The sequence below is a fragment of the Paracoccus onubensis genome, from assembly GCF_003591515.1.
GTDB lineage: Bacteria > Pseudomonadota > Alphaproteobacteria > Rhodobacterales > Rhodobacteraceae > Paracoccus > Paracoccus onubensis.
In genome coordinates, this window is the sequence record NZ_QZCG01000012.1 from 30,349 (window position 1) to 50,717 (window position 20,369).

The following is a 20,369-nucleotide window of genomic DNA, read 5'->3' on the forward strand; positions in this document are numbered from 1 at the left end:
TAATACAGAAACGCGCAGGAATGTCTGATACCCACGCATATGATCACACACCCGAGGCAGAGTTCGGCGACTTTGTCGCGCTGCTGAAGCCTCGGGTGATGTCGCTTGTGGTGTTCACGGCTTTTGTCGGGCTGTGGGTCGCGCCTGTGCCGATGCATCCTTTCCTTGTTTTCTGCTCGGTCCTTTTTATCGCCCTTGGGGGCGGGGCGTCGGGCGCATTGAACATGTGGTATGATGCAGATATCGATGCCGTGATGAATCGCACCCGGGGGCGCCCGATTCCTTCGGGCCGCGTGACAGGGGGCGAGGCGCTTGGCCTTGGCCTTGGCCTGACGGTGATTGCGGTCATGATGCTGGGGCTGACGGCGAACTGGTTTGCTGCCGGGTTCCTGGCCTTCACGATATTCTTCTATGCCGTCATCTACACGATGTGGCTGAAACGCTGGACGCCGCAGAACATCGTGATCGGCGGTGCCGCAGGGGCATTTCCTCCGATGATCGGCTGGGCCTGCGCAACTGGCGGAATCAGCGTTGAGTCGTTCCTGATGTTCGCGTTGATCTTCTTCTGGACGCCGCCGCATTTCTGGGCGCTCGCGCTGTTCATGAAAGAGGATTATCACAAGGCAGGCGTTCCGATGCTGACGGTCACGCATGGTCGCGCCGTCACTCGCCGCCATATCTTCGGCTATACGCTTGTGCTGGCGCCTTTCGCGCTTTGGCTTGGGCTGACCTCCGTCGGCGGTCCGATCTATCTTGCGGTGGCCCTGGTGCTGAACGTGCTGTTCATTCGTGGCGGCTGGCAGATCATGCGCCGGAGCGAAGAAACGGCGATTGCCGATAATTACGCTGTCGAACGACGGGTGTTCAAACTGTCTCTATACTACCTGTTCCTGCATTTCCTGGCCCTTATGGTCCAGCATTGGGTGGGGGCATGGTGATGCAGCAGTTCCAGACCGAACATGAACTGCACCGCCGCCGGCGCTCGCGCAATGTGGGGCTTGGGCTGGTGCTGGCCGCATTTGTCGCATTGGTTTTTGCTTTGACCGTGGTCAAGGTGCGTCAGGGCGACCTGATGGAGGCTTTCGACCATCAGCCGCGCACATCAATCGTGCCACAGGATGAGGCAAGCGAATGAACCGTGATACCCGCACCCTATTCGGCCTTGTCGCCGTCGTGCTGACGATGGGCGCACTCGCATGGGCGGCCGTTCCGTTCTACAACTGGTTCTGCAGGGTCACAGGCTTTGCCGGAACGACACAGGTTTCAACTCAGGCGCCCGATGAGGTGCTGGAGGAAGTCGTTCGTGTTCGCTTTGATGCTAATGTCGACGGCGATCTTGGCTGGACCTTCCGTCCCATGCAGACAAAAATGGATGTTCGCATCGGTGAGAATGCGATGGCCTTCTACGAGGCCGTCAACAATACCGACGAGACAATCACCGGTACGGCCAGTTATAATGTTGCGCCGGATGTGGCGGGATATTATTTCAGCAAAATCCAGTGCTTCTGCTTTACCGAGCAAACACTGGAGCCGGGTGAACGGGTGGAGATGCCGGTCAATTTCTACGTCGATCCGGAAATGGTCGACGATGCCGATGCAAGCTGGGTGCGGGACATCACGCTGTCCTACACCTTCCACCGGACCGAACCGAAGCAGGCCGCGCTTGACGCGGAACCGGCAAGTAACGTCAACTGATCCGAGGAGCCGACGGGGACTCACATATGGCGCACGCAAAGAACCACGATTATCATATTCTTCCGCCCTCTATCTGGCCCGCTATCGGTGCGTTGTCGGCGTTTCTGATGCTGTACGGCGCCGTTGGCTGGATGCATGCCGATGAAGTACATCTTTTCAAGATTCCGGTCTCGGGCCCCTGGCTGTTCCTGATCGGTCTTGCCGGTGTGCTGTATGTCATGTTCAGCTGGTGGTCCGATGTCGTCCGCGAAGGCGAAAGCGGCGATCATACGCCAGTGGTCCGCATCGGCCTGCAATATGGCTTCCTCCTGTTCATCATCTCGGAAGTGATGTTCTTCGTCGCCTGGTTCTGGAACTTCATCAAGAACGCGATGTATCCGATGGGCCCGGAAAGCCCGCTGAAGGACGGCGTCTGGCCGCCGGAAGGTATCGTGACCTTCGACGCCTGGCATCTGCCGTTCATCAACACGCTGATCCTGTTGCTGTCGGGTGTGGCCGTTACCTGGGCGCACCATGCATGGGTGCATGAGGGGGATCGCAAGACCGTCATTCGCGGCCTCATCATTGCGGTTGTTCTGGGCGTGTTCTTCTCGATCCTGCAGGCATATGAATACAGCCACGCGGCATTCGGACTGGCTGATACCGCCTATGCCGGCGCGTTTTACATGGCGACGGGCTTCCATGGCTTCCACGTCATCATCGGGACGATCTTCCTGCTGGTCTGCCTGATTCGCTTCTCGCGCGGGCAGATGACGCAGGAGCAACATGTCGGGTTCGAGGCTGCGGCCTGGTACTGGCACTTCGTCGATGTGGTCTGGCTGTTCCTGTTCGCTGTGGTCTATATCTGGGGAAGCTGATCCCCGGCAGACAATTCCGACGGCGCGGGGTATCTTCCCGCGCCGTTTTCTTTTGGGCCAGGCCCCTTATCGAAGGCTTTTCCGTTATTCATGCGCCGCTATCTCTTTCCCCTGATCCTTGGTATCCTTGGCTGTGCCATCCTGATCGCTCTTGGCGTCTGGCAGTTGCAGCGTCTGGATTGGAAAGAGGGAATGCTGGCCGAGATCCAGGCCAAGATCGACGCGCCGGCCGTGCCGTTGCCCGAAAATCCCGATCCTTCGATGAAATATTTGCCGGTCACGGTCAGCGGCACCACAAGCGGCGATGAGATCGATATCCTGTCTCATACCAAGGATCAGGGCGGCGGTTATCAGATCGTGTCGCGTTTCATCACCGATGATGGACGGGCGATTATGGTCGACCGGGGCTTCATCCCTCAGGAGGCGCGGCATCAGAAGCGTGGCCCGGTGCGGCTGGAGATACGGGGAAACCTGCATTGGCCTGATGAAAAAAGCAGCTCCACGCCCGAACCCAATCTGGACGAGAACATCTGGTTCGCCCGCGATGTGCCAGCCATGGCGAAGGCGTTGAAGACCGAACCGATCCTTGTTGTCGCCAGTTTCGTCACCGGCGACGCACAGGGGGCAGAGCCTATCCCCGTCGCGATCGAGGGCATCCCGAACAATCATCTGTCCTATGCGGTGCAATGGTTCATGATCGCGGCTGTTTGGGCAGGGATGACAGTCGCGTTGATCTGGCGTATCAGACAGCGGACTTATTGAAGGAATGCGAATGCGTTACGTCTCGACGCGGGGACAAGCCCCGGTTCTGGATTTCGAACAGGCCATGTTGTCCGGGCTGGCCCGCGACGGCGGATTGTATCTGCCCGAGACCGTGCCGCAATTGACGGATATCGCGGCGCTTGAGGGTCTGCCCTATGAAGAGGTCGCGTTCCGGGTGATCCGCCCCTTTACCGGCGAAAGCTTTACGGATGATGAATTGCGGGGCGCGATTTCCCGCGCATATGGGCGCATCAATCATGCGGCCCGGGCGCCGCTGAAGCAGCTTGCGCCCGGTCATCATCTTTTGGAGCTGTTCCACGGCCCCACGCTGGCTTTCAAGGATTTCGCGATGCAGCTCATCGCGCAACTCTTCGAGATTGCGTTGAAACGCTCGGGGCAGCGCGTCACGATCGTCGGAGCGACCTCGGGTGATACGGGCAGCGCGGCGATCGAGGCGTTTAGGGGTATCGATAATGTCGATGTCTTCATCATGTTCCCGCATGGCCGAGTTTCCGAGGTGCAGCGGCGGCAGATGACCACGCCCGACGCGGCCAATATTCACGCGCTTGCGGTGACCGGTCACTTCGATGATTGTCAGGCGCGGCTGAAGGATCTGTTCAACGACCATGATTTCCGCGACACGGTCGGACTTGCGGGCGTGAACAGTATCAACTGGGCGCGTGTGGTCGCGCAGATCGTCTATTATTTCACCGCAGCCGTCAGCCTTGGCGCGCCGAACCGCCCGCTTGATTTTACTGTGCCGACCGGCAATTTCGGCGATATTCTGGCCGGTTCATTCGCGCGTGAGATGGGCTTGCCGATTCGCCGGCTGATCGTCGCAACCAATCAGAATGACATCCTGCACCGGGCATTGACGACCGGCGAATACCGGGTGGGAACGGTTGAGCCTTCGATTTCGCCCTCGATGGATATCCAGATCAGTTCGAATTTCGAACGGGCGCTGTATCTGGCTTATGGCAAGGATAGCGGCGCGATCCGGCAATTGATGGATGAGCTGAAATCCGGCGGTTTCACCATCAGTCAGGGCGCCTTGCAGGCTTTGCGCGAACTCTATGTCTCGGGCCGGGTCTCCGAGGATGAGACATTGGCGATGATCCGCACCATCCGCGATGAAACCGGCGAGGTCCTGTGCCCGCATAGCGCTGTTGGCGTGGCCGTGGCCCGCCGGCATATGGAGCAGGGCGTGCCGATGGTGACGCTGGCGACCGCGCATCCGGCGAAATTCCCTGATGCGGTTGAAAAGGCGGTCGGTTTGCGGCCCGCGCTGCCTCCGCATATGGCCGATCTGTTCGACCTGCCTGAACATGTGGCCCGGGTCGAGAATGACGCCGAAGCGCTCAAATCCCTGATTCTTGAACGGAGAACGAATTGACCACCGATCCCCATCTTCGCCTGACGACCCTTTCCAACGGCTTGCGGATTGCCACACGGCAGATGCCGGGGCTGCATTCCGCCGCCCTTGGCGTCTGGGTCAATGCGGGCGGGCGGAATGAGCGGGTCGAGCAGAACGGCATTGCCCATTTCCTTGAGCATATGGCCTTCAAGGGCACCAAGACCCGCAGCGCCTTGCAGATCGCCGAGACGATCGAGGATGTGGGCGGATTCATCAATGCCTATACGTCGCGCGATGTGACCGCCTATTATGTGCGGGTGCTGGAAGCCGATGTCGATCTGGCTTTCGACGTGATCTCGGATATCGTGCTGAACCCGGTTTTCGACTCCCGCGAGATCGAGGTGGAGCGTGGCGTGATCCTTCAGGAGATCGGGCAATCTCTGGACACGCCCGATGATGTGATCTTCGACTGGCTGCAAGAGGCAGCCTATCCCGATCAGGCCATCGGCCGCCCGATTCTGGGCCCGGCAGAGAAGGTCAGCAGCTTCGGCCGCACCGATCTGGCCGGTTTCGTGGCCGAGAATTACGGCCCCGGACAGATGATCGTCGCAGCGGCAGGGGCGGTCGATCATGATCGCATGGTGAAACTGGCCGAAGCGGCTTTTGGCCATCTTGTTCCGATCCTTCAGCCACAGCGGGAAGCCGCAGTCTGGCAGGGGCGCGAGGTCCGGCACGTCAAGCAGCTTGAACAGGCGCATTTCGCCCTTGCGCTGGAAGGCCCGGGCTATCTTTCGCCGGATTTCTATGCCGCGCAGATATTCTCGGCGGCGCTTGGCGGGGGTATGTCCTCGCGCCTGTTCCAGAAGATCCGGGAAGAGCGTGGCCTGTGTTATACGATCTTTGCGCAGGCGGGTTTCCATGATGATACCGGCATGATGACGGTCTATGCGGGCACCGGCGGCGATGATGTCGCCGATCTTGCCCGGCTGACCATAGACGAGATCAAGCGCGCAGCCGAGGATATGTCGGAAGCCGAAATCGCCAGAGCCAAGGCACAACTTCGGGCCGGATTGCTGATGGGGCTGGAAAGCCCATCTGCGCAGGCCGAGCGTATTGCGCGGGTGCTGGCGATCTGGGGCCGGGTAGCGGATCCCGCCGAAGTGGCCGAGCGGGTCGCGGCGGTATCCCTGACCGATGTTCGCAATCATGCTTTGCAGCTGATCGAAAGGGCGCGCCCGGCACTGGCGCTTTACGGTCCGGTATCCTCTGCTCCCGCACGCGAGGAGTTGGCGGACAGACTGGCTGCGTGATGCTGTTCAGGCGACGTCCCATCCGACTGGAAACAGAACGGATGACGCTGCGTCTGCCTGCGCATTCCGATTTCAAGGCGTGGCGGGACCTGCGGGTGGAAAGCCGTGATTTCCTGACTCCCTGGGAGCCGGTCTGGTCGCCCGACCACCTGACGCGCAAAAGCTTTACCAATCGGGTTTATTGGGCGGCGCGGGCAAGCCGGAACGGAACTGCCCTGCCATTGTTCCTGATGCGTCGGGACGGGATCATCCTGGGCGCGATCACGCTGGACAATATCCGCCGCGGGCCGGCACAGATGGGAACCATCGGCTATTGGGTCGGGCAGAGCTTTGCACGACAGGGCTATATGCGCGAGGCGATCGGCGCCCTTGTCCATCACGCTTTCACGACACTGGATCTGTCCCGGATCGAGGCGGCATGCCTGCCTGAAAATGCCGCATCGCGCGGCGTGCTGGAGCGTTCGGGCTTCAAATATGAAGGCGTCGCGCAAAGCTATCTGCAGATCAATGGCCGCTGGCGGAACCATGTGCTTTACGCCAATCTGCGCGGCGACAGGCGGGGGCGTAGCGAAGCGCGTTGACCGCCGCCCGACCAGCAAGGAGATGAACATGACCCTGAACCCCGCCGACGACAGGCTGGCTGCGCGCCTTCCCCAGGGTGTTCTGCGGGAGGTCACGTCCGCCTATACCGAAGAGGCGCGCGGCTTGTTCACCGGTCAGGCGGGGCTGGTCGCCGCGCCCCGGGATAGCGGCGAAGTGGCCGCAATCCTGCGGGTCTGTGCCGAAGCGCAGGTGCCAATCGTGCCGCGTGGCGGGGGAACCGGGCTTGTCGGTGGGCAGGTCATGCCCGAGGGGCCCGCGCCGCTGATCCTGTCGCTTGAACGCATGAATGCGATCCGCGAGATTTACCCGGATGAGAATGTGATACTGGCCGAGGCGGGCGCCACCGTGCAGCAGGCCCGTGACGCGGCAGCCGGGGCAGGGCGGCAATTCCCCTTGTCGCTTGCGTCACAGGGAACGGCGCAGATCGGCGGGGTGCTTTCCACGAATGCGGGCGGCGTGAATGTTTTGCGTTATGGCAATGCGCGGGCCTTATGCCTTGGCATTGAGGCGGTCCTGCCATCGGGCGAGATCATGCGCGACCTCAAACGGTTGCGGAAGGACAATACCGGCTACGATCTGCGCGACCTTCTGATCGGAGCCGAGGGAACGCTGGGGATCATTACCGCCGCCTCGCTGGTCATGGCGCCGGTTCCGGCCGAGTCCGGCGTAGCCATGCTGGTTGTGGAAAGCCCGGATGCGGCGCTACGGCTTCTTTCGATCGCGCAAGCGCGCATGGCCGGGGGAGTGTCCGCGTTTGAACTGATCTCGGGCGTGGGGCTTGATTTCCTGCAAGAGCATTTCCCGAATCTGCGGCAACCCTTTGCATCGCGCCCCAAATGGGTCGTGCTGATCGAGGTCGGTCTGCCTGCGGGCCTTGTCGCCGATGAGGCGTTGGAAGGTCTGTTCATGGCCGGATCCGAGGCAGGGCTCGTCAGTGACGGCGTCATTGCGCAATCCGGGCAACAGGCGGCGGAACTGTGGAATATACGCGAAGATATTCCTCACGCTAATCGCGCGGTGGGTGCCATCGCCAGTCATGATATAAGTCTGCCCTTGTCCGAAATTGCCGGGTTCATCCGTGATGCGGGTGCCATGCTGGCGGATCGCGGTGATATGCGGATCAATTGTTTCGGCCATCTGGGCGATGGTAACCTGCATTACAATCTGTTTCCGGCCGCGGGCCGAACACGCGCGGAATATGCCGATATCCGCAGCGGGTTATCCTTTGCCGTGCATGAAATGGTGCTTGCGCGTGGCGGCTCATTCTCGGCCGAGCATGGGGTCGGGCGTCTGAAGGTTGCGGATCTGGAACGCTGGGGCGATCCGGTCCGACTTGCCGCGATGCGGGCAATCAAACAGGCGCTCGATCCGCACGGGATCATGAATCCGGGGGCGGTATTATCTTGTGCATCACGCTGATCAGATGCGGCTTAGGTTATTCCCGCATGTCACGGTCGGTACTGTCATTTTCCGTGCCGTTTCCGACAAGGCTGCGCTCGGCTGAAGCGCCATAGGTCGCCCAGTTCTGATCCTCGCCGCAATCCGGCAATTCATCGGCGTGCCAGCTCAGATGCATATGGGATTTGGCGATCATCAGGCCGGTGATCGGTGCGGTCACAAAGAGGAACAGCGTGATCAGCAATTCATGCCAGCTTGGATGCTCTCCGAAAAAGGCGAACCAGGCAAGCGACGCCAGAAGAACACCGCCGACGCCAAGTGTCGCGGCCTTCGTCGGCGCGTGCAGACGGGTCATCTGATCGGGGAGTTTGACCAGCCCGTAAGAACCGATCACCCCGAACAGACCGCCAATGACCAGAAGGGCACTGATAAGGATTTCCGCAATCATGCTCATGTCCGTTCCCTCATTCGATCACATCGCCGCGCAGGATGAATTTCGCATAGGCCACGGTTGAAACGAAGCCGACCATGGCCAGAAGCATCATGATCTCGAAATACATCGTCGTATCATGCAGGATCCCGAACAGGGCGATCACGGCGATCATATTGACGGTCATCGTGTCCAAAGCCAGAATCCGGTCGCTGACCCCGGGGGCGAACAGGATGCGATACAGGCAGAACAGAAGGCCAAGCCCAAAGCAGCAGAAGGCGAAATAAAGCGCGTATTCGATCATCCGAAAATCTCCATCAGCCGTGCTTCGTAACGGGTCTTGATATCCTCGATCACCGATTCCGGATCGGGGGCGTGCAGGCAATGCACCAGCAGGGCGTGGCCGTCCTGAGACAGGTCCGCACTGACCGTTCCGGGTGTCAGGGTGATTGTCGCGGCCAGCACGGTAATCGCCTCGGGCGAGCGCAATTCCAGAGGAATGGTGATCCATGCCGGTTGCAGATCGCGGTTGGGTTTGAACAGCACGATCATTGCCACCTGGATATTGGCGACGACGATATCCCAGAATACCAGTGCGATATAGGCCAGCAGCTTGCGCGGATTGCGGATTCTGGCGCGATCCGGCCAATAGGGTTCCGTCAGGGCAGGAATGGCAATGCTGAGGATCACCGCAAAAACCAGCGAGCCCCATGCAAAGCGATTGACCAGCAGCATCCAGACCAGAACCAGAAGCGCCGACAGATAGGGGTGGGGAAAGATGCGGCGGATCATCTGGAGCCCTCCTGCATGCGCAGCACGGAATCGTAATAGAGTTCGGGCTGGGTCAGTTGCTCGGCCATGTGCTGAAGATAGCCGGTCAGAGGTCCGGCGAAGATCGTCATGGCCACACTGCACGCCAGCAATCCGCCAACGGCAAGAAAGGCCAGCCACGGCGCCGCGGAATCATCGACATCCTGAATCGGCTCGTCGGATTCCAGCTTGGTCGGGATCGGGCCCCGCACCGGGCGTTGGCCTTCGTCGGTATCGTTCCCGGGTTCGGGGTCGAGTTCATGCGCCTTCCAGAACAGGATCGAGCCGGCGCGGCCGAAGCCGACCAGCGAGATCACCGAGGTGACGAGGATCACTGTCCAGATCACCGCCATCCAGGGATCCGTGGCGGTGGCCCGGATGATCAGCAGTTTGCCAAGGAAGCCGGATAGCGGCGGTAATCCGACAACGGCAATCGCCGTAGCGAAGAAAAGCGCCGAGACAAGGCCGGTATTGCGGATCGCTGGACGTTGGCGCAGCCAGAAATCTCCTCCGCGACGGGCGGCGACAAGATCGACGACTAGGAACAGCGCCGCCGCCGCCAGCGTCGAATGCAGCATGTAATACAGCCCGGCTGTCAGCCCCTGCACGTCAAACCGCGCGATCGAGATGACCAGAGTCCCGATCGAGGCGATGGCGGCAAATGCTGCAAGCCGTGTCAGGCTTCGTGTCCCCAGAACTCCGAGCTGCCCCAGAATCAGGGTTATGAGGGCGGCGGGCAGCAGAAGATCGGTGGCGATGGTCTCGACGATGGAATCGCTTGGAAAGACCAGCGTGAAGAACCGGATAATCGCATAGATCCCGACCTTGGACATGATCGCGAATAAAGCCGCGACCGGCCCCGGGGCGTTGGCATAGGTCGAGGGCAGCCAGAAATGCAGCGGCACGATGGCCGCCTTGATCGCGAAGACCAGCATCAGCAGCACCGCGCCGGTCCGCAGCAACGCGGTATCCTGTGGCTCCATCATGGCGACACGCTCGGCCATGTCGGCCATGTTCAGTGTGCCCGTCACCGCATAAAGCGTGCCAAGCGCAGCAAGAAACAATGCCGATCCGGCAAGATTATAGCCGATATACTGTACGCCCGCGCGCAGACGCATCGGGCCGCCGCCATGGGTCATCAGGCCATAGCTGGCGATCAGCAGTATCTCGAAGAACACGAACAGGTTGAAGGCATCGCCCGTCATGAAAGCGCCGTTGATGCCCATCAGCTGGAACATCCAGAGCGAATGGAAATGCCAGCCTTTGCGATCCCAGCCAGAGCCGATACCGTAAAGCTGAACGATCACCGCCAGAATGCCCGTCAGCAAAAGCATCAAGGCCGCCAGCTTGTCCAGCATCAGCACGATACCGAAAGGTGCAGGCCAGTTGCCCAGCCGATAAACGATAACCTCTCCGCCTGCCGCCGTAACGTTCAGCTTGATGGCGACGATCAATGTCAGCAGGCTGCCGATGACCCCGAACACCCGCTGTTGCAGCAAATCGTGGCGCATCCAGAGGATCATCAATGGCCCGAGAATGGCCGGGACGAGAACCGGAGCGATCAGCCAGTGGGGGGTCATGCGCGCTCTTCCTCGGGCCGGTCGTCAATGGTCTTGAGAGGAGGCATCTCCCTGTCATCCGGGGGCATGTTGATATGATCGTCCCCACCCTCGATAAACGCGCCCAAAGACATCATCACCACAACAGCGGTCATCCCGAAGGAGATCACGATCGCTGTCAGAACCAGAGCCTGCGGCAGCGGATCGGTATAGGCGGCGGCATCGCCGTCATGCAGGATCGGCGGCAGGTTCACGACCAGCCTTCCCGTCGCGAACAGGAAGGTATTGATCGCATATGTGATCATGGTCATGCCAAGAACGACCGCAAAGGTACGCAGACGCAGGATAAGGTAAATTCCGGCGGCCATGCAGGCGCCGATACCGCTCGCGACGAGAAGCTCCATCAATGGGCCCCTTTCTGTTCTTCACTCAGGTCAATATCCATTGGTTTTTCGTTCACGGTTTCTCCGGCCTGCCGGGCGATCCGGCTTAGCGAGTTCAGGGCAAGCATCACCGCGCCAACGACACAAAGGAACACGCCAAGGTCGAAACCCATCGCCGTGGCAAGTTCGAATTCTTCAAGGAAGGGCAGTTTCACATAGCCATAGGCAGAGGTCAGGAAGGGCTTGCCATTGAACCATGCGCCGATGCCGGTCACGCCTGCGGCAACCACGCCAGCACCGATCAGGGCATGAAAGGGGATGTTTTGCCGGTCCTGCGCCCATGCATAGCCCGAGGCCATATATTGCATCAGAAGGGCAATGGCGACGACCAGACCGGCGATGAATCCGCCACCCGGCTGATTATGGCCGCGCAGGAAGATAAACAGGCCGACGACCAGAGAGATCGGCAGGATCACCCTTGTGACGATCACCAGCATCATCGGATGCCGATCCCCCGCGCGACGCTGATCGTGGACCCAGTTCTTCAGTCGCGCCGAGGATTTGCCCTGCAGCAATGTTTGCGTCAGTGCGAAAATCGCAAGCGCTGCAATGCCCAGAACGGTTATCTCGCCAAATGTATCATAGCCGCGGAAATCCACGAGGATGACATTGACGACATTATCGCCTCCGCCCAGTTTATAACTGTTTTCGAGCATATAGCCCGAGATCGAGTCAAAGGCGAAATCGCGCCGCAGAATGGCATAGCACAGCCCGCCAAAGCCCAGCCCCGCCAGCGTGGCGATACAGGCGTCCCAGCCGCGGCGGGGCGTAGTCGTCTCGATCAGCGTGCGCTTGGGCAGGAAATTCAGTGCCAGCAACAGCAGGATCACTGTGACGACCTCGACCGAAATCTGGGTCAGGGCAAGATCGGGGGCAGAGAAATAGGTAAAGAAGATCGACGTGATCAACCCGACAATGGCGATCAGCACAAGCGCAAGCAGACGCACACGGTGAAAGAATACCATGCTTCCGGTCGCAAACATTGCGAGCAGCCAGCCGATGAAGGGTATCGGACCAACCGGCAGCATGGGCCGGGTGGCCGGTCCCGCATCGCCCGTATACCAGGCGAGAGCGCCCGCAAACAGCGATGTCAGGGTAAAGAATGACAATGCACGGGGCATCGAGCCGTTATTGAACTTGTCCGTGATCCAGCGTCCCGCCAGCACCGATGCCCGCACGATGGTATCGAAGATCACCTTTGCTTCCGGGCGCGGCGCCGACTCCCATGATTTCAATGCGGGTTCATGCCGCCTCAGCAGGATGATACCGCCCGCTATGGCGATCAGCGACATGATCAGGGCGGCATTCAGCCCGTGCCATAATGCGAGATGGGCATGTTCGGATTCTCCGGTTACGGCGCTTGCAGAGGCATCGACAAGCCAGCCGGCCATCGTATTGGGGAACAAACCGATCAGCACGACCAGAACGGTCAGCAAGGCCGGTCCGGCCCACATGCCGAAGCCCGGATCGTGGGGCTGGTGAGGATAATCGTCCCGCTCGGGGCCGGTGAAGACGTGAAAGACGAAGCGCAGCGAATAGCCGACCGAGAACAGCGCGGCGACCGTCGCCACCGTCATGAAAAACAGCCGGGCGGTCTCCAGATGGCTTGCTTCGTACAGCATCATTTCTTTCGACAGAAAGCCGTTGAGCGGTGGTATCCCGGCCATGGAAAGCGCAGCGACCGTGACGATGGCGAAGGTCACCGGCATCAGCTTGCGCAATCCTCCGAGACGTTGGATCGAGCGCGTTCCGGCCTCGTGATCCACGATCCCGGCTGTCATGAAAAGCGCGGCCTTGAAGGTGGCGTGATTGATAATATGGAAGACGGCGGCGATTGCGGCTTCCCTTGTGCCAAAGCCCAGCAGCATGGTGATCAGCCCCAGATGGCTGACGGTCGAGAAAGCCAGCACCGCCTTGAGATCGTCCTTGAACAGCGCGATCACAGCGCCGATCAGCATGGTGACCAGACCTGTCGTCGCGACGATCCAGAACCATTCCGGCGTACCTCCCAGCACCGGCCATAGCCGCGCCATCAGGAACAGGCCGGCCTTTACCATGGTTGCGCTGTGCAGATAGGCCGAAACCGGCGTGGGTGCGGCCATGGCATGCGGCAGCCAGAAATGGAACGGGAACTGGGCGGATTTGGTAAATGCGCCCAGAAGGATCAGGATCAGGGCAGGCAGGTACCACTCGCTTGCCTGGATCGTCTCTTTCGACCGAAGAATATCGCTGATGTCATAGCTGCCCGCGATCTGGCCGAGGATCATCATCCCGGCGATCATCGCCATGCCGCCCATGCCGGTGACGGTTAGTGCCATGCGTGCACCCTGGCGACCTTCGGGAAGATGCCGCCAATAGCCGATCAGCAGGAAGGAGGACAGCGACGTCAGTTCCCAGAACACCAGCAAAAGCAGGATGTTGTCCGACAGGACGATGCCCATCATCGCGCCCTGGAACAGCATCAGATAGGTATAGAACTTGCCAACCGGATCCGTGCGCGACAGGTAAAAACGGGCATAGGTGATGATCAGCAGCCCGATCCCGAGAATAAGCGTTCCGAACAGCAGCGACAGCCCGTCGATCCGAAAATTCGCATTGAGCTGGATCATCGGCAGCCATTCGATACGGGCGGTGATCACCTCGCCCCGCATGACGGCCGGGATATGCAGAAGCAGCCCCAGAAGCGCGACCAATGTCACTGTTCCGCAAGCCATTGCGGCGACCGAGCGACCAGAGCGAACCAGCAAACCTGGCAGCAATGCCCCGATGAAAGGCAGCAGGGCGATGAGGGCTGGCGACATGGGTCCTCGTTCCTGTTGGTGTTTGTTTATGGGTTCTTTGCCTTTGTGTTTCCAATCAGGGACAAGGAGTCAAGTAAGTGACCCGAGAAACGGTAACTTCCCCTAGGCGATGTTCCCGTTTCGTGCTAGTTCTTGAGAAAAGAGAAGGGGCAGATATGCGAGTTCTGGGCATCGATCCCGGGTTGAGGAATATGGGCTGGGGCGTGATCGCGGTGGACGGGCCGCGTTTGCGGCATGTGGCGAACGGGGTGATCCGCACGTCGGGATCCTCGGATTCCGGCGATCTGGCGGCGCGGCTTCTTGTGTTGTTTCAAGGGCTTTCGGCAGTTATTTCGGAATATGGGCCTGACGTTGCCGCGGTCGAACAGACCTTCGTCAACAAGGACGCGGTCGGGACGCTGAAACTGGGGCAGGCACGCGGCATTGCCCTGCTGGCACCGGCGGCAGCCGGGATCACGGTCGGGGAATACGCGCCGAATGCGGTCAAGAAAACCGTGGTTGGTGTCGGCCACGCCGCAAAGGAGCAGGTGCAGCATATGGTTCGCGTTCAATTGCCCGGTGTACAGTTCGACGGACCTGATTCCGCGGATGCGCTGGCCATCGCAATCTGTCACGCGCATCACCTGCAAGGCCGCGCGCTTCGGGTGGCAACGATGCGACAGGGTGTCGCATGATTGGTCGTATCGCCGGAATCATCCTCCATCGCGCCCGGGATCATGTGCTGATCGACGTGCGCGGGGTGGGATATATCGTCCATGTCAGCGATCGTACCGCAATGAATCTGCCCCCTGTCGGGCAGGCCGTCGCGCTTTATACCGAATTGCTGGTGCGCGAGGATTTGTTGCAGCTTTTCGGGTTTCCGACATTGCTTGAAAAGGAATGGCACCGTTTGCTGATCTCGGTGCAGGGGGTGGGGGCCAAGGTCTCGCTTGCCATGCTGGGCACGCTTGGGGCCGAAGGATTGTCGCGGGCGATTGCGCTTGGCGATTGGGCGGCGGTGCGCAAGGCGCAGGGTGTCGGCCCCAAGCTCGCGCAACGTGTCGTTCTGGAACTGAAGGACAAGGCCCCGGCGATCATGGCGCTTGGCGGCGATCTGACCGTCGATGCCGGAGCAGGGGCAGCGGCCGGTCCGGGCATCGAACCCGACCAACTCGCCACCAATCCGATTGCACAGGACACGGCCAGCCCAACCCCTTCGGCGCAACCCGCCGGAGGAACAGCCAGGGCCGCGGCCGAGGCTTTGTCGGCGCTTGTCAATCTGGGCTATGCTCATTCCGAGGCCGCCTCTGCCGTGGCCGAGGCCCAGGCGCGGGAGAATGGGGCCGAGACTTCCGGCCTGATCCGCGCGGCACTGAAATCGCTCGCCCCGAAAGGATAACATGAGCCAGCCCGATCCAACCCTGCGACCCGAACCCATGGAGGGCGAGACCGAGGATCGCGCCCTGCGCCCGCAAGCACTGACTGAATTCATCGGACAGTCCGAGGCGCGGGCCAATCTGCGGGTCTTTATCGAAAGCGCGAAAATGCGCGGCCGGGCAATGGACCATACCCTGTTCTTCGGCCCGCCAGGGCTGGGCAAGACGACACTGGCGCAGATCATGGCGCGCGAACTTGGCGTGAATTTCCGCATGACCTCGGGCCCGGTTCTGGCCCGTGCGGGCGATCTTGCGGCGATCCTGACCAATCTGGAAGCGCGCGACGTGCTGTTCATCGATGAGATTCATCGCATGAACCCGGTGGTGGAAGAGGTACTTTACCCGGCGATGGAAGATTTCGAACTCGATCTGGTCATCGGCGAAGGGCCGGCGGCGCGGACCGTGCGGATCGAATTGCAACCCTTTACCCTTGTTGGGGCAACTACCCGGCTTGGCCTGCTGACCACGCCTCTGCGCGATCGTTTCGGCATCCCGACGCGGCTGCAATTCTATGAGACCGAAGAACTGGATCTGATCGTGCAGCGCGGTGCCCGGAAACTGGGGATCGAAGCCGATCCCACCGGCACGCGCGAGATTGCCCGCCGCGCCCGTGGCACGCCTCGTATTGCGGGGCGTTTGCTGCGCAGGGTGATCGACTTCGCCCTTGTCGACGGCGATGGACGCCTGACCCGTGACATTGCGGATTCAGCGTTAACACGGCTTGGCGTGGATGATATCGGCCTGGATGGGGCGGATCGGCGTTATCTCAGGGTGATTGCCGAACATTACGGCGGCGGACCAGTCGGGGTCGAGACGCTGTCGGCGGCCCTGTCCGAAAGCCGGGATGCGATCGAAGAGGTGATCGAGCCGTTCCTTCTGCAACAGGGATTGATCGCACGAACCCCACGCGGAAGGCAGCTTGCAGCGCGGGCGTGGCGGCATCTGGGACTGGCGGCGCCGATACTGCCCGGCCAGCCGGAGCTGTTCGAGGAATGATCCCTGGAACGGGGCCGGGGCAGGTCCGGTTACGTGCCTCCGGGATTATCTTCTGACGAAGGACAGGCGGTTCAGGGCGTCAGCCCTTCGGGATCCGGCAGACCATTGGCGCGGGCTGTTGCGGTCAGGGTACTTGCCAGCAGGCATGCGATCGTCATCGGACCGACACCGCCGGGAACCGGAGTGATCGCGCCCGCAATCTGCGAGGCCGCAGCGAAATCGACATCGCCGACCAAACCGTCATCGGTGCGATTGATGCCGACATCCACGACGGCCGCACCGGGCTTGATCCAGTCTCCCTGCACGAAATTGGGGCGGCCGACGGCCGCGACGACGATATCGGCCTGACGGCACAGCTCGGGCAGGTTTCTCGTGCGGGAATGCGCAATCGTTACCGTGGCGCTGTCACGCAGCAAAAGCTGGGCCATCGGTTTGCCCACGATATTGCTGCGCCCGATGACCACCGCGCTTTTGCCCGACAGATCGCCCAACAGGTCACGCAGCAGCATCAGGCAGCCAAGTGGGGTACAGGGAACCATGGCCTTCTGCCCGGTGGCCAGTCTTCCGACATTCAGGATATGGAAACCATCGACATCCTTTTCGGGCCGGATCGCATTGATGACCGCCGCTTCGTCCATATGCGCGGGCAGGGGAAGCTGTACCAGAATTCCGTTCACAGCGGGATCGTTGTTCAACTGCTCGATCAGGGCAAGCAGCTCGGCTTGCGGGGCTTCCGCGGAAAGGCGATGGGCGAAGGAATTCATGCCGGTTTCGCGGGTCTGCTTTTCCTTCGAACGCACATAGACCTGACTTGCCGGGTCTTCGCCGACCAGCACCACGGCCAGACCGGGCGTGATCCCCTGTGCTATCATCGCGGCTGTCTGGAGTTTGATCTGTTCACGTAAACCAGCGGCAAAGGCTTTCCCGTCGATCACTTTGGCAGTCATTCGCTGTCTCCCTTCAGGTGGAGGTTTTCCTGTGCAATGGCGGCTTCGACAAGCTGGCGCCAGATCGAGCCGATCAGATCGGGGTCCAGCCCGTTCTCGGCCGCATGCCTGCTTGCATTCGCGACGACCTCTTCGACGCGCCAATCGATGCGGGCGGGCAGGTTCTGAGCCGCCTTGATCTGGGCAGCACGGTCGATCATGGCGCGGCGGCGGGCAAGCAGGCGGATCAGTTCCGCGTCAAGCGCATCGATTTCCGCGCGCAGCGCGGGCATGTCCGGAATGTCATCGATCTCTGTCATCGTGACAAGGACATGCAACGGCAGAGCGACGGTTGCAAGAGAGACGGGGTAATACTTTATGGTTCCTATGCCCATGGCCGGACGTTAACATCTTATGACGTGCAGCAGATCAAAAGGAGATCGCAATGCCGACGAATAATGTTCTTTACCGCACCAGCGCGACTGCGACAGGTGGCGGGCGTGACGGCAAGTCACAGGTGGATGATGGCAGTTTCACCGCCGATCTGACGATACCGAAAGAACTGGGCGGGCCTGGCGGCGACGGGCTCAATCCCGAAAAGCTGTTTGCAACCGGTTATGCTGCTTGTTTCATGGGGGCCATGCGGCATTATGCAGCCTCGAAAAAGATCAAGGTCCCCGAGGATGCCAGCGTTCAGGTCAGCGTCGGGATCGGTCCGCGCGAGGACACGGGCTTCGGACTCGAGGTCCAGATCACCGTCAGCCTGCCGGGAGTCGAGCAGGCCGTGGCCGAAGATCTGATCGCAGGTGGTCATCAGGTCTGCCCTTATTCCGATGCGACGCGGGGATCGTTGCAGATCACACCGAAACTCGCCTGACAAGATAATGGCAGGATGCGGGTTCAGCTCTTCGCGGCAATCCGCATCCCGATCTAATGCCTGCCGCGTTTTCCCGAACCCGCCCACTTCCTTCTTCACTCAAATATCTCGGCCGTTGCGGGATGCGCATAATGACGACTGCAACATGCACCTGTTCTCGGATTATTGTGTCAACGCAATGAAAAACCCCGGCTTTTCAGGGCCGGGGTTCGGGTTTCCTCGAATGCGAAAGATCAGGCAGGGGCCGGGGTGCCGCCGGGCGCGGATTTTCCTGCCTTCGGAACAGAACTGACGGATGGCACCAGGCTGCCCGGTGCATCATCATCGTCACCATCCAATGCATCACCGCGGATGATCTTGCCGATCTCTTCGCCGGTCAGAGTCTCGTATTCCAGCAAACCCTTGGCGAGCCGTTCGAACTCTTCTTCCTTTTCGATCAGGATACTGCGGGCCTTCTGATAGCCTTCTTCGATCAACTCGCGGACTTCCTGTTCGATCAGTTCCTTGGTCGCTGCCGAGATCGAAAAGCCGCCGGTCGAGCCGTTATACCCCTCATGCGCTTCGGCATAGTCAATATTGCCGACCTTGTCAGACATGCCCCAGCGCATCACCATGGCCCGGGCAAGCTGGCTGGCCTGCTGGATATCCCCCGCCGGGCCATTGGACACGCCTTCCTCGCCATATTTCAGGATTTCGGCGGCTTTGCCGGCCATGGCCATGGCCAGCTTCTGTTTGACCTCGTCCTTGTGATAGTTCAGCCGGTCCATCTCGGGCAGGCTGACCACCATGCCAAGCGCGCCGCCGCGCGGGATGATCGTTGCCTTGTAGACGGGATCGCATTTCGGAAGAGAAAGGCCGACGATCGCATGTCCCGCCTCGTGATAGGCGGTCTTTTCCTTTTGCTCGGGGGTCAGCACCATGCTGCGCCGTTCGACCCCAAGCATGACCTTGTCCTTCGCGTTCTCGAAATCGACCATCGAGACGAAACGCCGCCCGATCCGCGCCGCCATCAGGGCAGCCTCATTCACGAGGTTCATCAGATCCGCACCCGAAAAACCCGGTGTACCACGCGCGATCAGCCGCAGATCGACATCGGGACCAACCGGAACCTTGCGGGCATGGACCGAGAGGATCTTCTCGCGGCCCTTGATATCGGGGTTCGGAACATGGATCTGACGGTCGAAGCGGCCGGGGCGCAGAAGCGCGGGGTCCAGCACGTCCTTGCGGTTGGTGGCGGCGATGATGATGATGCCTTCATTCGCCTCGAACCCGTCCATCTCGACCAGAAGCTGGTTCAGCGTCTGTTCGCGTTCGTCATTCCCGCCGCCGATGCCGACGCCGCGCGAACGGCCCACGGCATCGATCTCGTCGATGAACAGGATACAGGGGGCGGATTTCTTGGCCTGTTCGAACATGTCACGGACCCGGCTTGCGCCGACACCCACGAACATCTCGACGAAATCGGAACCCGAAATGGTGAAGAACGGCACGCCGGCCTCACCTGCGATCGCGCGGGCCAGAAGGGTCTTACCGGTGCCCGGAGGGCCGACCAGCAACGCGCCTTTCGGGATTTTCCCGCCCAAACGGCTGAATTTCTGCGGATTGCGCAGGAATTCTACGATTTCTTCCAGCTCTTCCTTGGCCTCATCGATGCCGGCCACATCGTCAAAGGTCACACGGCCATGCTTTTCGGTCAGCAGCTTGGCGCGGGATTTGCCGAAACCCATGGCCCCCCCGCGGCCGCCGCCCTGCATGCGGTTCATGAAGAAGATCCAGACGCCGATCAGCAGGATGAAGGGAAGGTAGACCCCCAAAAGCGACATGAAACCCGATTGTTGCTGTTTGACGACGTCGACCTTGACGCCCTTGTTGATCAGCTTGTCCGCGATTTCTTCACCCACGGGGCGAATGGTCGTGTATTGTTGCTGATCACTACCCATGATCGACAATTCTTCGCCATCTATGGTGACAGATGTAACCTCGTCCTTGTCGACACGCTCCATGAATTCCGAGTAGCTGATCTGCCGGGCATTCATATTCGCGGCGCCGTCGCTGAACAGGTTGAACAGCGCCACAATCATCAGGAACAGAACTACCCAAAAGGCGAGGTTACGTGCATTGCCCAAATCGGGT

22 protein-coding genes are annotated in these 20,369 nt (G+C 60.4%); 13 read left to right on the forward strand and 9 right to left on the reverse strand.

What is annotated here, in order from left to right; all coding sequences use genetic code 11:
• Nucleotides 1-20 precede the first annotated feature (20 nt).
• From cyoE to D3P04_RS16875, 9 genes are all read left to right on the forward strand, one after another.
• Nucleotides 21-938: a heme o synthase gene (gene cyoE / locus D3P04_RS16835; RefSeq protein WP_119750933.1), complete on the forward strand. Its 918-nt coding sequence runs from the start codon at nucleotides 21-23 to the stop codon at nucleotides 936-938.
• Entirely contained in the window at nucleotides 932-1,135 is a 204-nt protein-coding gene (locus D3P04_RS16840; protein ID WP_232845055.1) for a hypothetical protein, read from the forward strand. Before cyoE ends, D3P04_RS16840 begins: the two co-directional genes overlap by 7 nt.
• Nucleotides 1,132-1,695, forward strand: a complete 564-nt coding sequence (locus tag D3P04_RS16845; RefSeq protein ID WP_119750935.1) for a cytochrome c oxidase assembly protein — start codon at nucleotides 1,132-1,134, stop codon at nucleotides 1,693-1,695. Before D3P04_RS16840 ends, D3P04_RS16845 begins: the two co-directional genes overlap by 4 nt.
• A gap of 26 nt (nucleotides 1,696-1,721) precedes the next feature.
• Entirely contained in the window at nucleotides 1,722-2,552 is an 831-nt protein-coding gene (locus D3P04_RS16850; RefSeq protein WP_119750936.1) for a cytochrome c oxidase subunit 3, read from the forward strand.
• A 90-nt stretch (nucleotides 2,553-2,642) separates the two neighbouring features.
• Nucleotides 2,643-3,314, forward strand: a complete 672-nt coding sequence (locus tag D3P04_RS16855) for an SURF1 family protein (RefSeq protein ID WP_119750937.1) — start codon at nucleotides 2,643-2,645, stop codon at nucleotides 3,312-3,314.
• A gap of 10 nt (nucleotides 3,315-3,324) precedes the next feature.
• The gene (thrC, locus tag D3P04_RS16860; protein WP_119750939.1) at nucleotides 3,325-4,707 is read left to right on the forward strand and encodes a threonine synthase; all 1,383 of its coding nucleotides are present in this window, start codon (nucleotides 3,325-3,327) and stop codon (nucleotides 4,705-4,707) included.
• Nucleotides 4,704-5,978, forward strand: coding sequence for a M16 family metallopeptidase (locus tag D3P04_RS16865; RefSeq protein ID WP_269902631.1), 1,275 nt, complete (start codon nucleotides 4,704-4,706; stop codon nucleotides 5,976-5,978). Before thrC ends, D3P04_RS16865 begins: the two co-directional genes overlap by 4 nt.
• On the forward strand, nucleotides 5,978-6,559 hold the full coding sequence (locus tag D3P04_RS16870; protein ID WP_119750940.1) for a GNAT family N-acetyltransferase: 582 nt from the start codon (nucleotides 5,978-5,980) through the stop codon (nucleotides 6,557-6,559). Before D3P04_RS16865 ends, D3P04_RS16870 begins: the two co-directional genes overlap by 1 nt.
• A 28-nt stretch (nucleotides 6,560-6,587) precedes the next feature.
• Nucleotides 6,588-8,000, forward strand: coding sequence for an FAD-binding oxidoreductase (locus D3P04_RS16875; protein ID WP_119750941.1), 1,413 nt, complete (start codon nucleotides 6,588-6,590; stop codon nucleotides 7,998-8,000).
• Between the two features lie 16 nt (nucleotides 8,001-8,016).
• Here the strand turns inward: D3P04_RS16875 and D3P04_RS16880 are convergent, their stop codons facing one another.
• From D3P04_RS16880 to D3P04_RS16905, 6 genes are read right to left on the reverse strand one after another with little or no spacing between them, the layout of a single operon-like run.
• Complete coding sequence (locus tag D3P04_RS16880) at nucleotides 8,017-8,433, reverse strand: Na+/H+ antiporter subunit G (RefSeq protein ID WP_119750942.1); 417 nt, start codon at nucleotides 8,431-8,433, stop codon at nucleotides 8,017-8,019.
• Nucleotides 8,434-8,443: 10 nt separating this feature from the next.
• Nucleotides 8,444-8,713, reverse strand: a complete 270-nt coding sequence (locus D3P04_RS16885) for a K+/H+ antiporter subunit F (RefSeq protein ID WP_119750944.1) — start codon at nucleotides 8,711-8,713, stop codon at nucleotides 8,444-8,446.
• Entirely contained in the window at nucleotides 8,710-9,201 is a 492-nt protein-coding gene (locus tag D3P04_RS16890; RefSeq protein WP_119750946.1) for a Na+/H+ antiporter subunit E, read from the reverse strand. Before D3P04_RS16890 ends, D3P04_RS16885 begins: the two co-directional genes overlap by 4 nt.
• Entirely contained in the window at nucleotides 9,198-10,799 is a 1,602-nt protein-coding gene (locus D3P04_RS16895; protein WP_119750948.1) for a monovalent cation/H+ antiporter subunit D, read from the reverse strand. The genes D3P04_RS16890 and D3P04_RS16895 overlap by 4 nt, the downstream gene beginning before the upstream one ends.
• On the reverse strand, nucleotides 10,796-11,182 hold the full coding sequence (locus D3P04_RS16900; protein WP_119750949.1) for a Na+/H+ antiporter subunit C: 387 nt from the start codon (nucleotides 11,180-11,182) through the stop codon (nucleotides 10,796-10,798). The genes D3P04_RS16895 and D3P04_RS16900 overlap by 4 nt, the downstream gene beginning before the upstream one ends.
• Nucleotides 11,182-14,022 (reverse strand): monovalent cation/H+ antiporter subunit A, encoded by a 2,841-nt coding sequence (locus D3P04_RS16905; RefSeq protein WP_119750950.1) that lies wholly within the window; start codon nucleotides 14,020-14,022, stop codon nucleotides 11,182-11,184. Before D3P04_RS16905 ends, D3P04_RS16900 begins: the two co-directional genes overlap by 1 nt.
• Nucleotides 14,023-14,177: 155 nt before the next feature.
• Between D3P04_RS16905 and ruvC the strand changes: the two genes are divergently transcribed.
• From ruvC to ruvB, 3 genes are read left to right on the forward strand one after another with little or no spacing between them, the layout of a single operon-like run.
• The gene (gene ruvC / locus D3P04_RS16910; protein ID WP_119750952.1) at nucleotides 14,178-14,696 is read left to right on the forward strand and encodes a crossover junction endodeoxyribonuclease RuvC; all 519 of its coding nucleotides are present in this window, start codon (nucleotides 14,178-14,180) and stop codon (nucleotides 14,694-14,696) included.
• Nucleotides 14,693-15,400, forward strand: coding sequence for a Holliday junction branch migration protein RuvA (ruvA, locus tag D3P04_RS16915; RefSeq protein ID WP_119750953.1), 708 nt, complete (start codon nucleotides 14,693-14,695; stop codon nucleotides 15,398-15,400). Before ruvC ends, ruvA begins: the two co-directional genes overlap by 4 nt.
• 1 nt (nucleotide 15,401) lies before the next feature.
• On the forward strand, nucleotides 15,402-16,433 hold the full coding sequence (gene ruvB / locus D3P04_RS16920) for a Holliday junction branch migration DNA helicase RuvB (protein WP_119750955.1): 1,032 nt from the start codon (nucleotides 15,402-15,404) through the stop codon (nucleotides 16,431-16,433).
• A gap of 71 nt (nucleotides 16,434-16,504) precedes the next feature.
• Here the strand turns inward: ruvB and folD are convergent, their stop codons facing one another.
• Together folD and D3P04_RS16930 are read right to left on the reverse strand one after the other, a co-directional pair.
• Nucleotides 16,505-17,380, reverse strand: coding sequence for a bifunctional methylenetetrahydrofolate dehydrogenase/methenyltetrahydrofolate cyclohydrolase FolD (gene folD / locus D3P04_RS16925; protein ID WP_119750957.1), 876 nt, complete (start codon nucleotides 17,378-17,380; stop codon nucleotides 16,505-16,507).
• Nucleotides 17,377-17,679 carry a chorismate mutase gene (locus tag D3P04_RS16930; RefSeq protein WP_182912905.1) on the reverse strand — a complete coding sequence of 101 codons (303 nt, stop codon included), beginning with the start codon at nucleotides 17,677-17,679 and terminating at the stop codon, nucleotides 17,377-17,379. The genes folD and D3P04_RS16930 overlap by 4 nt, the downstream gene beginning before the upstream one ends.
• 125 nt (nucleotides 17,680-17,804) lie before the next feature.
• On the opposite strand from D3P04_RS16930, the gene D3P04_RS16935 reads away from it, so the two are divergent.
• Nucleotides 17,805-18,236 (forward strand): organic hydroperoxide resistance protein, encoded by a 432-nt coding sequence (locus D3P04_RS16935; protein WP_119750959.1) that lies wholly within the window; start codon nucleotides 17,805-17,807, stop codon nucleotides 18,234-18,236.
• 233 nt (nucleotides 18,237-18,469) lie between these two features.
• Here D3P04_RS16935 and ftsH read toward each other — a convergent pair whose 3' ends face one another.
• Nucleotides 18,470-20,362 (reverse strand): ATP-dependent zinc metalloprotease FtsH, encoded by a 1,893-nt coding sequence (gene ftsH / locus D3P04_RS16940; protein WP_119750960.1) that lies wholly within the window; start codon nucleotides 20,360-20,362, stop codon nucleotides 18,470-18,472.
• Nucleotides 20,363-20,369: the final 7 nt, after the last annotated feature.

Coding starts and splice junctions, on each gene's coding strand:
- ruvC (WP_119750952.1), top strand. CDS start 14,178: ATGCGAGTTCTGGGCATCGATCCCGGGTTGAGGAATATGGGCTGGGGC.
- D3P04_RS16885 (WP_119750944.1), bottom strand. CDS start 8,713: ATGATCGAATACGCGCTTTATTTCGCCTTCTGCTGCTTTGGGCTTGGC.
- D3P04_RS16870 (WP_119750940.1), top strand. CDS start 5,978: ATGCTGTTCAGGCGACGTCCCATCCGACTGGAAACAGAACGGATGACG.
- D3P04_RS16895 (WP_119750948.1), bottom strand. CDS start 10,799: ATGACCCCCCACTGGCTGATCGCTCCGGTTCTCGTCCCGGCCATTCTC.
- cyoE (WP_119750933.1), top strand. CDS start 21: ATGTCTGATACCCACGCATATGATCACACACCCGAGGCAGAGTTCGGC.
- D3P04_RS16880 (WP_119750942.1), bottom strand. CDS start 8,433: ATGAGCATGATTGCGGAAATCCTTATCAGTGCCCTTCTGGTCATTGGC.
- D3P04_RS16840 (WP_232845055.1), top strand. CDS start 932: ATGGTGATGCAGCAGTTCCAGACCGAACATGAACTGCACCGCCGCCGG.
- D3P04_RS16930 (WP_182912905.1), bottom strand. CDS start 17,679: ATGACAGAGATCGATGACATTCCGGACATGCCCGCGCTGCGCGCGGAA.
- D3P04_RS16900 (WP_119750949.1), bottom strand. CDS start 11,182: ATGGAGCTTCTCGTCGCGAGCGGTATCGGCGCCTGCATGGCCGCCGGA.
- D3P04_RS16905 (WP_119750950.1), bottom strand. CDS start 14,022: ATGTCGCCAGCCCTCATCGCCCTGCTGCCTTTCATCGGGGCATTGCTG.
- D3P04_RS16875 (WP_119750941.1), top strand. CDS start 6,588: ATGACCCTGAACCCCGCCGACGACAGGCTGGCTGCGCGCCTTCCCCAG.
- ruvA (WP_119750953.1), top strand. CDS start 14,693: ATGATTGGTCGTATCGCCGGAATCATCCTCCATCGCGCCCGGGATCAT.
- D3P04_RS16890 (WP_119750946.1), bottom strand. CDS start 9,201: ATGATCCGCCGCATCTTTCCCCACCCCTATCTGTCGGCGCTTCTGGTT.
- D3P04_RS16850 (WP_119750936.1), top strand. CDS start 1,722: ATGGCGCACGCAAAGAACCACGATTATCATATTCTTCCGCCCTCTATC.
- ruvB (WP_119750955.1), top strand. CDS start 15,402: ATGAGCCAGCCCGATCCAACCCTGCGACCCGAACCCATGGAGGGCGAG.
- folD (WP_119750957.1), bottom strand. CDS start 17,380: ATGACTGCCAAAGTGATCGACGGGAAAGCCTTTGCCGCTGGTTTACGT.
- D3P04_RS16935 (WP_119750959.1), top strand. CDS start 17,805: ATGCCGACGAATAATGTTCTTTACCGCACCAGCGCGACTGCGACAGGT.
- thrC (WP_119750939.1), top strand. CDS start 3,325: ATGCGTTACGTCTCGACGCGGGGACAAGCCCCGGTTCTGGATTTCGAA.
- D3P04_RS16855 (WP_119750937.1), top strand. CDS start 2,643: ATGCGCCGCTATCTCTTTCCCCTGATCCTTGGTATCCTTGGCTGTGCC.
- D3P04_RS16845 (WP_119750935.1), top strand. CDS start 1,132: ATGAACCGTGATACCCGCACCCTATTCGGCCTTGTCGCCGTCGTGCTG.